Origin of the sequence: Mycobacterium colombiense (assembly GCF_003284935.1) — a bacterium.
Classification (GTDB): domain Bacteria; phylum Actinomycetota; class Actinomycetes; order Mycobacteriales; family Mycobacteriaceae; genus Mycobacterium; species Mycobacterium arosiense_A.
In genome coordinates, this window is record NZ_QMEV01000088.1 from 1 (window position 1) to 14,981 (window position 14,981).

General features: G+C 67.9%; 11 protein-coding genes. 5 read left to right on the top strand and 6 right to left on the bottom strand.

The genetic code is table 11. The annotated features are described in order from the left end of the window. Positions 1-801 precede the first annotated feature (801 nt). Both gltB and DQP57_RS24110 read left to right on the top strand, forming a co-directional pair. Positions 802-5,385, top strand: a complete 4,584-nt coding sequence (gene gltB / locus DQP57_RS24105) for a glutamate synthase large subunit (protein WP_112635138.1) — start codon at positions 802-804, stop codon at positions 5,383-5,385. Further along, the gene (locus DQP57_RS24110; protein WP_112635140.1) at positions 5,378-6,844 is read left to right on the top strand and encodes a glutamate synthase subunit beta; all 1,467 of its coding nucleotides are present in this window, start codon (positions 5,378-5,380) and stop codon (positions 6,842-6,844) included. Before gltB ends, DQP57_RS24110 begins: the two co-directional genes overlap by 8 nt. A gap of 381 nt (positions 6,845-7,225) precedes the next feature. Here DQP57_RS24110 and DQP57_RS24115 read toward each other — a convergent pair whose 3' ends face one another. Then, the gene (locus DQP57_RS24115; protein ID WP_112635142.1) at positions 7,226-8,077 is read right to left on the bottom strand and encodes an LLM class F420-dependent oxidoreductase; all 852 of its coding nucleotides are present in this window, start codon (positions 8,075-8,077) and stop codon (positions 7,226-7,228) included. Between the two features lie 51 nt (positions 8,078-8,128). Between DQP57_RS24115 and DQP57_RS24120 the strand changes: the two genes are divergently transcribed. Together DQP57_RS24120 and DQP57_RS24125 are read left to right on the top strand one after the other, a co-directional pair. Beyond that, positions 8,129-8,569 (top strand): hypothetical protein, encoded by a 441-nt coding sequence (locus DQP57_RS24120; RefSeq protein ID WP_112635144.1) that lies wholly within the window; start codon positions 8,129-8,131, stop codon positions 8,567-8,569. Positions 8,570-8,591: 22 nt separating this feature from the next. Then, entirely contained in the window at positions 8,592-9,599 is a 1,008-nt protein-coding gene (locus DQP57_RS24125) for a PHP domain-containing protein (RefSeq protein WP_112635146.1), read from the top strand. Positions 9,600-9,607: 8 nt separating this feature from the next. Here DQP57_RS24125 and DQP57_RS24130 read toward each other — a convergent pair whose 3' ends face one another. From DQP57_RS24130 to DQP57_RS24140, 3 genes are all read right to left on the bottom strand, one after another. Next, entirely contained in the window at positions 9,608-10,363 is a 756-nt protein-coding gene (locus DQP57_RS24130; RefSeq protein ID WP_240631868.1) for a YoaK family protein, read from the bottom strand. 149 nt (positions 10,364-10,512) lie between these two features. Further along, positions 10,513-11,727: a DNA polymerase IV gene (dinB, locus tag DQP57_RS24135; protein ID WP_112635150.1), complete on the bottom strand. Its 1,215-nt coding sequence runs from the start codon at positions 11,725-11,727 to the stop codon at positions 10,513-10,515. Positions 11,728-11,750: 23 nt separating this feature from the next. Continuing rightward, positions 11,751-12,392: a TetR/AcrR family transcriptional regulator gene (locus DQP57_RS24140; RefSeq protein ID WP_112635152.1), complete on the bottom strand. Its 642-nt coding sequence runs from the start codon at positions 12,390-12,392 to the stop codon at positions 11,751-11,753. A 76-nt stretch (positions 12,393-12,468) separates the two neighbouring features. Here DQP57_RS24140 and DQP57_RS24145 point away from each other — a divergent pair, with 76 nt between their 5' ends. Continuing rightward, positions 12,469-13,938 carry a flavin-containing monooxygenase gene (locus tag DQP57_RS24145; RefSeq protein ID WP_112635154.1) on the top strand — a complete coding sequence of 490 codons (1,470 nt, stop codon included), beginning with the start codon at positions 12,469-12,471 and terminating at the stop codon, positions 13,936-13,938. 4 nt (positions 13,939-13,942) lie between these two features. On the opposite strand, the gene rraA is transcribed toward DQP57_RS24145, so the two are convergent. Both rraA and DQP57_RS27505 read right to left on the bottom strand, forming a co-directional pair. Beyond that, on the bottom strand, positions 13,943-14,425 hold the full coding sequence (rraA, locus tag DQP57_RS24150) for a ribonuclease E activity regulator RraA (protein ID WP_112635156.1): 483 nt from the start codon (positions 14,423-14,425) through the stop codon (positions 13,943-13,945). Between the two features lie 25 nt (positions 14,426-14,450). Further along, positions 14,451-14,891 (bottom strand): Rv3852 family protein, encoded by a 441-nt coding sequence (locus DQP57_RS27505; protein ID WP_112635158.1) that lies wholly within the window; start codon positions 14,889-14,891, stop codon positions 14,451-14,453. Positions 14,892-14,981: the final 90 nt, after the last annotated feature.

Consider the following 14,981-nt stretch of genomic DNA (forward strand, 5'->3'; position numbering starts at 1 on the left):
AGACGTCATCAAGTCGGGTGGCGGGAGGCGCGGTGGCCCGGGGCTCGTGCGGGGCCGGATGAGGCCGTTGGGGAGGGGGAGCGGGCGGGCGCGCCGACGGGGGGTTAGGCCGCTCGGGCTGCAGACGGTCCCGCAGGAATTCGTCGCGCTCGTTCATGGGCTCCTCGGGTGCCAGGCGGTGGGTCGTCGTGGGGGTGGCCCGGCGGCGGCGACGGTGTGACGTGATAAGCGCCACGGTCGAACCTGCGACGCCGGGTGTGACCAATCCCCGTCCAGTATCTCCTGCTGCGCCGTGTGCGCGAACCTGCAAACACACGCCGGCTGGCTGCTAAAACCCGCTTGTGCCCCACCCCGGCTGCTGAGCACGCTCGCACCCGCGCCGGCGAACTCACCGAGGCGCCCGCGGGGCCTTCGCAGCAAACTTGACCGGAAGGACAGCGGTTGCGCGGGGCCGCAGGGAATAGCCCCAGCTGTGACAGGAATTCGGCGCCCCGGCCGGGGCGTGGGCAGAATCGGCGTTCACCGCGGGCAGCGAAATTTACGACGCTGCGGGCTGGCGGCTAGACTTGACGAAGTTGGCATGTCAGGCGGGTATTGTCATATCGTTTTACGACTTGTCGAGACCGGTTCCAGGCCACCGTTCAGAGCTGCACGGACGTCCCTAACAGGAGTATCTCCGCCTGGGGCACAGCCCATCGAGACAAGACCGAAGGGGTCACAGCCCGCAACCTCACGGGTGCGACCTCCTCGGGGCCGCTGCTAACGGCCGCGCAGAACGTTCAGGTGAAGGGTCAGGTGCATATGACGCCCAAGCGCGTCGGGTTATACAACCCCGCGTTCGAGCACGACGCGTGCGGGGTTGCCATGGTCGTCGATATGCACGGCCGTCGTAGCCGCGACATTGTGGACAAGGCAATCACTGCGCTGCTGAACCTCGAACACCGGGGTGCCCAGGGCGCCGAGCCGCGCAGTGGCGACGGCGCCGGCATCATGCTGCAGGTCCCGGACGCCTTCCTGCGTGAGGTCGTGGACTTCGAACTGCCGCCCCCGGGTAGCTACGCCACCGGCATCGCCTTTCTGCCGCAGTCGTCCAAGGACGCCGCGACCGCGTGTGCCGCCGTGGAGAAGATCGCCGAAGCCGAGGGCCTGACGGTGCTGGGCTGGCGCAACGTGCCCATCGACGACTCGTCGCTGGGCGCCCTGTCCCGCGACGCGATGCCCACGTTCCGCCAGGTGTTCATGGCGGGCGCATCCGGCATGGCGCTGGAGCGCCGCGCCTACGTGGTGCGCAAGCGTGCCGAGCACGAGCTGGGTACCAAGGGCCCGGGTCAGGACGGACCCGGACGCGAAACCGTCTATTTTCCAAGCCTTTCCGGTCAGACCTTCGTCTACAAGGGCATGCTGACCACCCCGCAGCTCAAGGCGTTTTACCTTGACCTGCAAGACGATCGGCTGACCAGCGCACTGGGCATCGTGCACTCCCGGTTCTCCACCAACACATTCCCGTCGTGGCCGCTGGCGCACCCGTTCCGCCGCGTCGCGCACAACGGTGAGATCAACACCGTGACCGGTAACGAGAACTGGATGCGGGCCCGCGAGGCGCTGATCAAGACCGACGTGTTCGGAACCGAAGCCGACGTCGAGAAGCTGTTCCCGATCTGTACCCCGGGGGCATCCGACACCGCGCGTTTCGACGAGGTGCTCGAACTGCTGCACCTGGGTGGGCGCAGCCTGGCCCACGCCGTGCTGATGATGATCCCCGAGGCGTGGGAACGCAACGAGTCGATGGATCCCGCGCGGCGGGCGTTCTACCAGTACCACGCCTCGTTGATGGAGCCGTGGGACGGACCCGCGTCGATCACGTTCACCGACGGCACCATCATCGGCGCCGTGCTCGACCGTAATGGCTTGCGTCCCTCGCGGATTTGGGTCACCGAAGACGGCTTGGTGGTGATGGCCTCCGAGGCCGGCGTGCTGGACCTGGACCCCGCCAAGGTGGTCCGCCGGATGCGGTTGCAGCCCGGCCGCATGTTCCTAGTGGACACCGCGCAGGGCCGCATCGTCTCCGACGAGGAGATCAAGGCGGAGCTGGCCGCCGAGCACCCCTACCAGGAGTGGCTGGACAAGAACCTGGTCCCGCTCGACGACCTGCCGCAGGGCAACTACAAGCGGATGCCCCACGACCGACTGGTCAAGCGGCAGCAGATATTTGGCTACACCTACGAGGAACTCAACCTCTTGGTGGCGCCCATGGTGCGCAGCGGCGCCGAGCCGATCGGCTCGATGGGCACCGACACCCCCGTCGCGGTGCTCTCGCAGCGACCCCGGATGCTCTACGACTACTTCCAGCAGTTGTTCGCGCAGGTGACCAACCCGCCGCTGGACGCCATCCGCGAGGAGGTGGTGACCAGTCTGCAGGGCACCACCGGCGGCGAGCGCGACCTGCTCACGCCGACCGAACGCTCGTGTCACCAGATCGCCCTGTCGCAGCCGATTCTGCGCAACCGCGAGCTGGCCAAGCTGATCAACCTGGACCCCGACGACGAGGTCAATGGTCGTCCACATGGCATGCGCTCCAAGGTGATTCGCTGCCTGTACCCGGTCGCCGAGGGCGGCGCGGGGCTGGCCGCCGCACTCGAGGAGGTGCGCGCGCAGGCGTCCGCGGCGATCGCTGACGGCGCGCGCGTGATCATCCTGTCCGACCGGGAGTCCGACGAGCGGATGGCGCCGATCCCGTCGCTGCTCGCGGTGGCGGGGGTGCACCACCACCTGGTGCGCGATCGCACCCGGACCCACGTCGGGCTGGTGGTGGAAACGGGCGACGCCCGCGAGGTCCACCATATGGCCGCGCTGGTCGGCTTCGGCGCCGCGGCGATCAACCCGTACATGGCGTTCGAGTCCATCGAGGACATGCTCGACCGCGGCGTCATCGAAGGCATCGACCGCAAGACGGCGCTGAGCAACTACATCAAGGCGGCCGGCAAGGGTGTGCTGAAAGTCATGTCCAAGATGGGCATTTCGACGGTGGCCTCCTACACCGGCGCGCAGCTGTTCCAGGCGGTCGGCATCTCCGAGGACGTGCTGAACGAATATTTCACCGGATTGAGCTGTCCCATCGGCGGTGTCACCCTGGACGACATCGCCGCCGACGTCGCCGTCCGGCACGCGCTGGCCTACCTGGACCGCCCGGACGAGCGGGCCCACCGCGAACTCGAGGTGGGCGGGGAATACCAGTGGCGCCGCGAGGGCGAGTACCACCTGTTCAACCCCGAGACCGTCTTCAAGCTGCAGCACGCCACGCGCACCGGCCAGTACAAGGTGTTCAAGGACTACACCCGCCTGGTCGACGACCAGAGCGAGCGGATGGCCTCGCTGCGCGGCCTGCTGAAGTTCCGGGCCGGGATCAACCCGCCGATCCCGCTGGACGAGGTCGAGCCCGCCAGCGAGATCGTCAAGCGCTTCTCGACCGGGGCGATGAGCTACGGCTCGATCTCCGCCGAGGCGCACGAGACGCTGGCCATCGCGATGAACCGGCTGGGCGGCCGCTCCAACAGCGGTGAAGGCGGCGAGGACGTCAAGCGCTTCGACCGCGATCCCAACGGCGACTGGCGGCGCAGTTCGATCAAGCAGGTTGCCTCCGGGCGGTTCGGTGTCACGTCGCACTACCTGACCAACTGCACCGACATCCAGATCAAGATGGCCCAAGGCGCGAAACCCGGTGAGGGCGGCCAACTTCCGGGGCACAAGGTGTACCCCTGGGTCGCCGAGGTACGCCACTCCACGCCCGGCGTGGGACTGATCTCGCCGCCACCGCACCACGACATCTACTCCATCGAGGACCTGGCGCAGCTGATCCACGACCTCAAGAACGCCAACCCGGCCGCGCGCGTGCACGTCAAGCTGGTCTCCGAGAACGGCGTCGGCACGGTGGCCGCCGGGGTGTCCAAGGCGCACGCCGACGTGGTGCTGATCTCCGGGCACGACGGTGGCACCGGCGCCACCCCGCTGACCTCGATGAAGCACGCCGGGGCTCCGTGGGAGCTGGGACTGGCCGAGACGCAGCAGACGTTGCTGCTCAACGGGTTACGCGACCGGATCGTGGTTCAGGTCGACGGTCAGCTCAAGACGGGCCGCGACGTGATGATCGCCGCGCTGCTCGGCGCCGAGGAATTCGGCTTCGCCACCGCGCCGCTGGTGGTCTCCGGCTGCATCATGATGCGGGTCTGCCACCTGGACACCTGCCCCGTGGGGGTGGCCACCCAGAACCCGGTGCTCCGCGAACGCTTCACCGGCAAGCCCGAATTCGTCGAGAACTTCTTCATGTTCATCGCCGAAGAGGTCCGCGAATACATGGCGCAGTTGGGATTCCGCACCATCAACGAGGCCGTCGGCCAGGTGAAGTCCTTGGACATGACGCTGGCCCGGGCCCACTGGAAGGCGCACCGGCTCGATCTGGGCCCGGTTCTGCACGAGCCGGAATCGGCGTTCATGAACCAGGACCTGTACTGCAGCTCGCGTCAGGACCACGGCCTGGACAAGGCGCTCGACCAGCAGTTGATCGTGATGAGCCGCGAGGCGCTGGACTCCGGGAAGCCGGTGCGGTTCTCCACGACGATCAGCAACGTCAACCGCACGGTGGGCACCATGCTCGGCCACGATGTCACCAAAGCCTATGGCGGCCAAGGGTTGCCGGACGGAACCATCGACATCACCTTCGACGGTTCGGCGGGCAACAGCTTCGGAGCGTTTGTGCCGCGGGGCATCACGCTGCGCGTCTACGGCGACGCCAACGACTACGTCGGCAAGGGCCTGTCCGGTGGCCGGATCGTGGTTCGTCCGTCGGACGACGCGCCCGCCGATTACGTGGCCGAGGACAACATCATCGGCGGCAACGTGATTCTGTTCGGCGCCACCAGCGGCGAGGCGTACCTGCGCGGCGTCGTGGGTGAGCGGTTCGCCGTCCGTAACTCCGGTGCACACGCCGTCGTCGAGGGCGTCGGCGACCACGGTTGCGAATACATGACCGGCGGCAAGGTTGTCGTCCTCGGTCGCACCGGCCGTAACTTCGCGGCGGGCATGTCCGGCGGCGTGGCCTACATTTACGACCCGCAGGGCGAATTCCCCGGCAATCTCAACGAGGAGATGGTCGAGCTCGAGAGCTTGGATGACGATGACTACGAGTGGTTGCACGGCATGATTCAGGCACACGTTGATGCCACCGATTCCGCTGTCGCCCAGCGCATTCTGGAGGACTGGCCGCAACACCGGCGGCACTTCACCAAGGTGATGCCGCGGGACTACAAGCGGGTGCTGCAGGCCATCGCCGAAGCCGAACGCGACGGCGTGGATGTCGACAAGGCGATCATGGCGGCCGCGCATGGCTGATCCGAGCGGCTTCCTGAAATACACGCATCGGGAACTGCCGAAGCGCCGGCCTGTCCCCATTCGGTTGCGCGACTGGCGCGAGGTCTACGAAGAATTCGACAACGAGACCCTGCGCGAGCAGGCGACCCGCTGCATGGACTGCGGTATTCCGTTCTGCCACAACGGTTGCCCGCTGGGCAACCTGATCCCGGAGTGGAATGACCTGGTGCGCAGGGACCGGTGGCGCGACGCCATCGAACGGCTGCACGCCACCAACAACTTCCCGGACTTCACCGGGCGGCTGTGTCCGGCCCCCTGCGAACCGGCCTGTGTGCTCGGCATCAACCAGGACCCGGTGACGATCAAGCAGATCGAGCTGGAAATCATCGACAAGGCCTTCGACGAGGGCTGGGTGCGCCCGTTGCCGCCGGACACCAAGACCGGCAAGAAGGTCGCCGTGGTCGGTTCCGGGCCGGCGGGTTTGGCCGCCGCCCAGCAACTGACCCGCGCCGGCCACACCGTCACCGTGTTCGAGCGGGCCGACCGCATCGGCGGGCTGCTGCGCTACGGCATCCCGGAATTCAAGATGGAAAAGCGTGTCCTGAACCGCCGGCTGGACCAAATGCGGGCCGAGGGAACCGAATTCCGCACGGGCGTCAACGTCGGAGTGGACATCACCGCCGAGCAGCTGCGCGCCGACTTCGACGCCGTGGTGCTGGCCGGCGGTGCCACCGCGGGGCGTGATCTGCCGATCCCCGGCCGCGAGCTGGACGGGATCCACCAGGCGATGGAGTATCTGCCGTGGGGTAACCGCGTGCAGGAGGGCGACGACGTGCTGGGGCCCGACGGGCAGCCGCCGATCACCGCCAAGGACAAGAAGGTCGTCATCATCGGTGGCGGGGACACCGGCGCCGACTGCCTGGGCACCGCCCACCGGCAGGGCGCGACCGTCATCCACCAGTTCGAGATCATGCCGCGCCCGCCGGAGACGCGCGCCCCGTCCACCCCGTGGCCGACCTACCCGCTGATGTACCGGGTGTCCTCGGCGCACGAGGAGGGCGGCGAGCGGGTGTTCTCGGTCAACACCGAGGAGTTCGTCGGCAAGGACGGTCACGTCACGGCGCTCAAGGCGCACGAGGTGACGATGGAAGACGGCAAGTTCGTGAAGGTGGAGGGTTCGGAGTTCGAGCTCGAGGTCGACCTGGTGTTGCTGGCGATGGGCTTCGTCGGCCCCGAGAAGGAGGGCCTGCTCACCGACCTCGACGTCAAGCTCACCGAGCGCGGCAACGTCGCCCGCGGCGCCGATTTCGACACCTCGGTTCCGGGCGTCTTCGTTGCCGGCGACATGGGTCGTGGCCAGTCGCTCATCGTCTGGGCGATAGCTGAGGGCCGGGCGGCCGCCGCCGCGGCCGACCGATTCCTGATGGGGTCGACGGCGCTGCCCGCGCCGGTCAAGCCCACCGCGGCGCCGCTTCAGTAGTCACACCAGTCACACCAGAAACACGCCGTTCTTCGCTCGGCGAGTCTCCCACTGTTTGCCAGCCGCGGGGTGTCTAATAATCCGCTGTGAGCCCGCTCACATGGGGGTCACACCGGTTTCCCGGTTGAACGACCGATCGCAGGAGAGATTCTTGTGCATATCCACCCATTACCTCAGTCACGGATGGGGCGAATCGCCTGGTCATGGTTGCGTCACCCGGTGAAAAGTCGGGAGTTTCCCGCCAAGCACGAGCGCTTGGTGACCCCCCAGGACTTGCTGCTGTTCGGTGCGTGACCGCCCGGCCGGCGCGTTGAGCGCCGCGCGGCGGGTTTGCTCACGGCGCACCCGGCCGATTTTGGCCGGGTCACCCCGGATGCGCCGTCAGCGCTCCCATAGACCCGAGTCGCGGATCGCCTCGGCAAGCGGTTCCAGCACGGCCGGATCGTGCGGCGGCGGCAGGTAGACGATGCCCAGATCCAAGCCCTCGGCGGCCAGCCCGGCGGCGTCCTCGATGACCTTCCCGTAGTTCAGATCCGGCTCCAGGCGCAGATGGGCCGAGAGCGTGATCTCCTTGGGATCGCGGCCGATGTCCGCGCAGTGCGAGGCCAGCACGTCACGCTTGTGGGCGAAGACGTCGGGCGGACCGCCCACGAAATTCCAGTGCTGGGCGTAGCGGGCGGTGATGCGCAGCGTGCGCTTCTCCCCGCTGCCGCCGATGCAGATCGGAGGGTGCGGGCGTTGCGGCCCTTTGGGCTCGTTGCGGGCTCCCTTGAGCTGGTAGAACTTGCCGTCGAAGTCGGTGGTCTCCTGGCTGAGCAGGCTCGTCAGCACCTCGCACGCCTCCTCGAAGCGGTCGAAGCGTTCCTTGATGCTGCCCAGTTCGATGCCGTAGGCGCCGGACTCCTCCTCGTTCCAGCCGGCGCCGATCCCCAGCTCGAGCCGTCCGTTCGAGATGATGTCGAGGGCGGCCGCCATATTGGCCAGCACCGCGGGGTGGCGGTAGTGGATCCCGGTGACCAGGGTGCCCACCCGCAGCCGCGTGGTGGCCTGGGCGAGCGCGGTCAGCGTCGTCCAGCCCTCCAGGCAGGGCCCGCTGCTGTCGGAGAAGATCGGATAGAAGTGGTCGAAGGTCCACCCGGACTCGTAGACATCGATGTCGTCGGCCGCCTGCCAGACGGCCAGCATCTGGGCCCAGGTGGTGTTCTGCGGTGAGGTCTTGAACGCGAATCGCATGCAATCGACGTTAGTCGGTGTTTATGAAGGGCAACTAAACTCGACGGCGCCATGACTTGCCCATGTTGCTCCCTCGGAATCGACACCAAGATCACCCTGCTGGCGGCGGGCCTGATCTTCCTGCTCGCGCTGATCCTGGGCGTGTGGAAATACCGCGAGATGATGACGTCGGAGAACCACCTCGCGCATCCCTACGTCGACATCGCCCACCGGGCGGCGCTGCTGTATTCGTTCGCGACGCTGCTGCTCGCGGTGTTCGTGCACCTGAGCGCCTGGCCGGTGTGGGTGAATCTGACGGCGGCGGGGGTCGTCGTCTTCTTCTTCGTGGCCGCCATCGCCGCCTACGTCAGCCACGGTGCGCGCCGCGACACCGTCAACCAGTTCGAAAACGCCGACGGGCGTCTCGCGTTGGCGATGGCGGCGCTGATCGCCGGGGAGATCGGCGGGTTCGCCGTGTTGCTGGCCGGATTCGTCGCCGGCCAACTCCTGTGAGTGGGGCGGGCACACTGGAGTCATGGATCCGGTAGCGGCGTTACGGCAGATCGCCTATTTCAAGGACCGCAGCCGCCACGACCCCCGGCGCGTGATGGCCTATCGCAACGCGGCCGACATCATCGAGGCCCTCGACGAGGCGACCCGGGAGCGGCACGGCCAGGCCAACAGCTGGCAGTCCCTGCCGGGGATCGGGCCCAAGACGGCCAAGGTCATCGACCAGGCATGGTCGGGGCGCGAGCCTGACCTGCTGGTCGAATTGCGGTCCAGCGCGGAGGATCTCGGCGGCGGCGACATCCGCTCCGCGCTGCGCGGCGATCTGCATCTGCACTCCAACTGGTCGGACGGCTCCGCACCGATCGACGAGATGATGGCCTCGGCGGCGGCGCTGGGGCACGAGTACTGCGCGCTGACCGACCACTCGCCGCGCCTGACCATCGCCAACGGCCTCTCGCCCGAGCGGTTGCGCGCCCAACTCGACGTGATCGACGACCTGCGGGAGCAGTTCGCGCCGATGCGCATCCTCGCCGGGATCGAGGTCGACATCCTCGACGACGGCAGCCTCGACCAGGAACCCGAGCTGCTCGAGCGCCTCGACGTGGTGGTGGCCAGCGTGCACTCCAAGTTGTCGATGGATGCGCCCGCGATGACCCGGCGGATGCTGCGCGCGGTGGCCAACCCGCACACCGACGTGCTGGGGCACTGCACCGGCCGGCTGGTGTCCGGGAATCGCGGCATCCGGCCGGAATCCAAGTTCGACGCCGAGGCGGTGTTCACCGCGTGCCGCGAGCACGGGACCGCGGTCGAGATCAACTCCCGGCCCGAGCGGCGCGATCCGCCCAGCCGGCTGCTGAACCTGGCGCTCGAGATCGGCTGCGTGTTCACCATCGATACCGACGCGCACGCGCCCGGGCAGCTGGACTTCCTCGGCTACGGCGCCCAGCGCGCGCTGGACGCGGGCGTCCCCGTGGACAGGATCGTGAACACCTGGCCTGCCGAGCGGTTGCTGGAGTGGACCGGCGCGAATTGAGCCGCCGCTCAGACCTGCACCGATTCGGCCTGCTCGGGAACCGGGGCGTCGCTGCGGGCGGTGCCCTGCAGCAGGTTGGCGGCGCCGACGATCGCGCAAATCGCGGCCGGGATGAGCAACGCGTAACCGCCCAGCCGAGCCCCGAACACGATCCCGGCCACGCCCCCGCCGAGGAATAACACGAGGGTCGTCGCCAGTATCGCCGTTTTCCAGTTCTTGATTCCGTGTAGCCGGCTGCGACCGAGGATCAGCCCGAGGTCGGTGACGGTTCCGGTGAAGTGCGTGGTGCGGATCGCCATTCCGCGAAAGCTCGAAGTCATCCCGTTTTGCAGGCCGAGCGCCGCGGCGGCGAACAGCGCCTGCACCGCGGTCTGCTCGATGCCCAGGGCGTTGAGCTGTGCCCTGACGACGGTCTCCGCGACCCCGGCCCCGGCAAGCACGAGTAAGGCCGCCTCGAGGAAGAGCACCGCGGCGTGGCGTGGGCCCGCAAGGGCATCGGTGGGTGCGAGGATCGCCCCGGCCATGGTCGCTCCCGTCAGAAAGCCGAGAAAGATCGCGCCGAGCACGTGGCCTTCGTAGAGCCACGGGTTGGCCGTGTTCATGCCCAGCTGGGTGGTGATCCCGGTCAGATTGCCGACGGGCACCGCCAAAATCAGCAGCGCCACAGCGTTGACGAAGCCCGCGGACAAGGCGAGTAACGCGCTGTAACCGAGTAGGAGACCCTCGCGGGGCAGGCCGGTGTCGCGGGATTGGTGCGGCGGCATCGGTTTCAGTTGCTCACTTTCGAGGTCGGGTTTTCGCCAGACTAACAATCGGGCCGTCGCACAAGCGGCGTCGCGAGGCCGATTCAAATCAACCTCACATCATCGAAAAGTCTTGTGGTAGAGGACAATTAGCGAACACCCGCGCCCCGTCAGTCGGGCAGGTGTGGGGTCTCTATACCCGGATCGCGGCCGACCAAAACCGCCGGTGTCAGCGCCGACTTGCCGTAGCGGCGGCGCACCCGGTCGATGGCGGCGTCGATGTCGAGGCGGTTGTTGTCGTCGTCGAAGGGCAGCGTCAGCTGTTGGGCACCGCTGCGGTCGATGCCCGTGACCGCGAACCCGACCAGCGTCAGGCCGCGCTGCGCGATGAGCGGCGCCGCGTCCGCGACCAGCCCGCGCGCGGCGGCCAGCAGGGGCGCCGTGGCTGACGTGGACCACGGTAGCGTCCGCGACCGGGTCGCCCGGCCGAAGTCGGCGAAGCGTAGCCGCAGCACCACGGTGCGACCGGTGTGACCGGTGCGCCCGGCGGCGCGCATGCGGCCGGCGATGCGATCGATCAAATTGACCACGACGGCGTCGATCTCGCCGGCGGACATGGTGTTTCCGGCGCGTCCCAGCGCCCGCTGCGCGCCGACGGACCGGCGACGGGCACCCGTGGTCACCCGGCGGCGGTCGATATTGCGGGACAGCGCGTACAACTGGCGGCCCATCGCCCCGCCCACCATGGAGCCCAGCGTGGACTCGCTGAGCTCGGCGACGTCGGCGACTGTCACGATGCCGTGCGCGCGCAGCTTCTCGGCCGTCACCGCGCCCACTCCCCAGAGCCGGCGCACCGGCAGCGGCCGCAGGAAGGTCAGCTCCCGGTCCGGCGGCACCAACAACAGGCCATCGGGCTTGGCCTCCTGGCTGGCGACCTTGGCGAGGAACTTGGTGCGGGCGACGCCGACCGTGATCGGCAGCCCGACGCGCTCGCGCACGTCCGCACGCAACCGCTCGGCGATCTGCACCGGCGTCCCGGAGACGCGACGCAGCCCACCGACGTCGAGGAACGCCTCGTCCACCGAGAGCGGCTCCACGATCGGCGTGCAGTCGCGAAACACCTCGAACACGGCGTCGCTGGCACGGCTGTACGCGCTCATCCGCGGCGGCACCACCACGGCGTGCGGGCACAGCCGCCGCGCCTGCGACCCGCCCATGGCCGTGCGCACCCCGTAGGCCTTGGCCTCGTAGCTCGCGGCCAGCACCACACCGCCGCCCACGATCACCGGGCGGCCCCGCAGGGTCGGGTCGTCGCGCTGCTCGACGGACGCGTAGAAGGAATCGAGGTCCGCGTGCAGGATGGACGCATCGCACCGCACGAACATATGTTCGCATGCGGTGGTGACAGCTAGCCGGATTCGCCGTAGATGCTGCTGATCCAGATGTGGGTGAGGGTGTCGACCACCCGCTCCGCCTCGACCGCGGGTGTTTCGGCGGAGAGCGCGGCCATCATGGTGCGCTCGTTCATCTGGTTCAGCGACGTGGCCAAGTCGGCGGCCGGGATGTTGTCCGGTGCGGCGCCGCGGGCGCGTTCCGCGGTGATCATGGCCGCGGTCTGGTCGATCCATTTCTGCATGTAGCCGGACCAGACCGACCGCAATTCCGTGCTGGTGGCCAGCACCTCGGTCGCGGTCCGCGCCACGGCCCGGTGCGTGGTGAAGGCGGTGAAGAACGCCTTGATGCCGTCGCGCCACACCCGGCGCGGATCGGCCGGCAGCCGATGGACGGCGCCGTCGAACTCGGAGTCGGCCTGGGCGATCACCGGCTCGAGCAGCGAGAGCAGCACCGCCTCTTTGGACTTGAAGTAGAAGTAGAACGTCGGCCGCGAGATACCGGCGCCTTTGGCCAGGTCATCGACGGAAATGTCGGCCAGTGACCGTTCTTCCAGCAGTCGTTCGGCGGTCGCGAGAATGGCCTGTTCGCGCTCGTCGCCCGTCGGGCGGATGGCGCGGCGGCCGCGCAGGGCGCGGGTTTGGCCGACGGTAGTCACGGCCGTTACTTTACACGTTGTCGACAGTTTCGACAGGGTGTTGACCGGCTCGACAACGTGTTGATAGCGTTGCGTCATGACTGAGCACCTTGACGTCCTCATCGTGGGCGCCGGCATCTCCGGCGTGAGCGCGGCCTGGCATCTACAGGAACGCTGCCCGACAAAGAGCTACGCCATCCTCGAACGGCGCGCCGACCTCGGCGGAACCTGGGACCTGTTCAAGTACCCGGGCATCCGGTCGGACTCGGACATGTTCACCCTGGGCTTCCGGTTCAAGCCCTGGCGCTCGGCGAAGTCCATCGCCGACGGGGCCTCGATCAAGGCCTACATCAAGGAGACCGCGGTCGAGAACCAGATCGAGCCGAAGATCCGCTACCGCCACCGGGTAGTGGCCGCCGACTGGTCCGACGCCGACAACCGCTGGACCGTGACCGTGGAGAGCGACGGCCGGCAGAGCGAGATGACCTGCTCGTTCCTGTTCGCCTGCACCGGCTACTACAACTACGACGAGGGGTTCTCGCCCACCTTCCCCGGTGCCGACGACTTTGGCGGCACCATCGTGCACCCGCAGCACTGGCCCGAGGACCTCGACTACGCGGGCAAGCGGATCGTCGTCATCGGGTCCGGTGCCACCGCGATCACCCTGATTCCCGCCCTGGTGAACTCGGGCGCGGGACACGTGACGATGCTGCAGCGTTCGCCGACCTACATCGGGTCGCTGCCCGGGGTCGATCCCTTCGCCGAGAAGGCCAACCGGTTGTTGCCCGAGCGCCTCGCCCACATGGCCAACCGCTGGAAAGCCATCGCGTTCAGCACCTTCCAGTACCAGCTGTCCCGCAAGGCCCCCGGCTACATGCGCAAGACGTTGATGACGATGGCGCAGCGACGGCTGCCGGAGGGCTACGACGTCGAAAAGCACTTCGGCCCGCGCTACAACGTCTGGGACGAGCGGCTGTGCCTGGCCCCCGACGGCGACTTCTTCCGGACCATCCGCCATGGCAAGGCCGACGTCGTCACCGACACCATCGACCGGTTCACCAAGACGGGCATCAAGCTCACCTCGGGCGAGGAGTTGCCGGCCGACATCATCATCACCGCAACGGGATTGAACATGCAGCTGCTGGGCGGGGTGAAGCCGACCCGCAACGGCGAGGACATCGAGCTGACCTCGTTGATGACCTACAAAGGCCTGATGTTCTCCGGTGTGCCGAACTTCGCCATCACCTTCGGCTACACGAACGCGTCCTGGACGCTCAAGGCCGACCTGGTCTCCGAGTTCGTGTGCCGCTTGCTGAACTACATGGACGCCAAGGGTTTTGACTTCGTCGAGCCGCAGCATCCGGGTCGCGACGTCGACGAGCTGCCGTTCATGGACTTCACCCCCGGCTACTTCCGGCGGTCGATGCACCTGCTGCCGAAGTCGGGGTCGCGGGCGCCGTGGCGGCTCAAGCAGAACTACTTCTTCGACATGCGCACGATCCGGCGCGGCAGGGTCGACGACGAAGGCTTGAAGTTCGCGAAAAAGCCTGCGCCGGTGGCGGTTTAACGGATCAGTCGGCGGCGACGACGACGATCCCGTCGTCGTCGCTGTAGGCGATCTCGCCCGGCGCGAACGTCACCCCGCCCAGGATGACCTCGACGTCGCGTTCGCCGGCGCCGGTCTTGGTGCTCTTGCGGGGATTGGTGCCCAACGCCTTGATGCCGATGTCCATGCCCCGCAACGTGGCCGAGTCGCGCACGGCGCCGTTGATGATCAGCCCGGCCCAGCCGTTGGACCGGGCCAGCTCGGCGATGACGTCGCCGACCAGCGCGGTGTGCACGGAGCCGTCGCCGTCGATGACCAAAACCCTTCCGCCGCCGGGCTCCGAGAGGATCGATTTCAGCAGCGCGTTGTCCTGAAAACACCGCACGGTGCTGATCGGGCCGGCGAATTCGGCCCGGGCGCCGAACTGGCGGAATTGCACGTCGCAGCTGCGTACGTCTGGGCCGATGCTGTCTACGAGGTCGGCCGTCGGCCGGAATGCCACCGTCACTTCTGACACGTTAGACGCTCGCCGCTCAGCGGCGGCGCAGCTGGCGAATGAGCAGGATGGCCAGCAGGCTGACGGCCAGGGCAACGAGCAGGGGCACCGGGGACTGACCCGCCGCCGGACCGGCGATCGCCGGCGACACCGGGTTGTTGGCGGCCTCCACGGTGGACTTCGCCTGCGCGGCAGCATCTTTGGCGGCGGCGGTGAGGTCGCCGTTGCTTTCGGCCCGCTGCGCAACGTCGAGCGGCGGCTCGGGCGGTGTCGGGGGCGCCGGTTCGGCGCTCTTCGCCGGCACCTTCTTGGCGGGCGCTTTTTTGGCCGGCGCTTTTTTGGCGGGCGCCCTTTTCGCAGGTGCCTTCTTGGCGGGCGCTTTCGCGGTCTTCTTCACCGCCTTGGCGGGCGGCTTCTTCTCCGGCGGGGTGCCGGCGCGGTCGGGTGCGCTGTTGGGTGGGTCCTGCGGGTCTGCCATGCGGCCGCTCCTCGAGCTTCCTCTGTCGTCGTTCCCCCTGGCTCACCGGGTTCAAGGTCCCATCATGCCAGGACGCGCCGCGGCGCCTCG

What these genes read in the sequence shown, in the direction of transcription:
- gltB (WP_112635138.1), top strand. Translation starts at nt 802, where the DNA reads ATGACGCCCAAGCGCGTCGGGTTATACAACCCCGCGTTCGAGCACGAC.
- DQP57_RS24110 (WP_112635140.1), top strand. Translation starts at nt 5,378, where the DNA reads ATGGCTGATCCGAGCGGCTTCCTGAAATACACGCATCGGGAACTGCCG.
- DQP57_RS24115 (WP_112635142.1), bottom strand. Translation starts at nt 8,077, where the DNA reads ATGCGATTCGCGTTCAAGACCTCACCGCAGAACACCACCTGGGCCCAG.
- DQP57_RS24120 (WP_112635144.1), top strand. Translation starts at nt 8,129, where the DNA reads ATGACTTGCCCATGTTGCTCCCTCGGAATCGACACCAAGATCACCCTG.
- DQP57_RS24125 (WP_112635146.1), top strand. Translation starts at nt 8,592, where the DNA reads ATGGATCCGGTAGCGGCGTTACGGCAGATCGCCTATTTCAAGGACCGC.
- DQP57_RS24130 (WP_240631868.1), bottom strand. Translation starts at nt 10,363, where the DNA reads ATGCCGCCGCACCAATCCCGCGACACCGGCCTGCCCCGCGAGGGTCTC.
- dinB (WP_112635150.1), bottom strand. Translation starts at nt 11,727, where the DNA reads ATGTTCGTGCGGTGCGATGCGTCCATCCTGCACGCGGACCTCGATTCC.
- DQP57_RS24145 (WP_112635154.1), top strand. Translation starts at nt 12,469, where the DNA reads ATGACTGAGCACCTTGACGTCCTCATCGTGGGCGCCGGCATCTCCGGC.
- DQP57_RS27505 (WP_112635158.1), bottom strand. Translation starts at nt 14,891, where the DNA reads ATGGCAGACCCGCAGGACCCACCCAACAGCGCACCCGACCGCGCCGGC.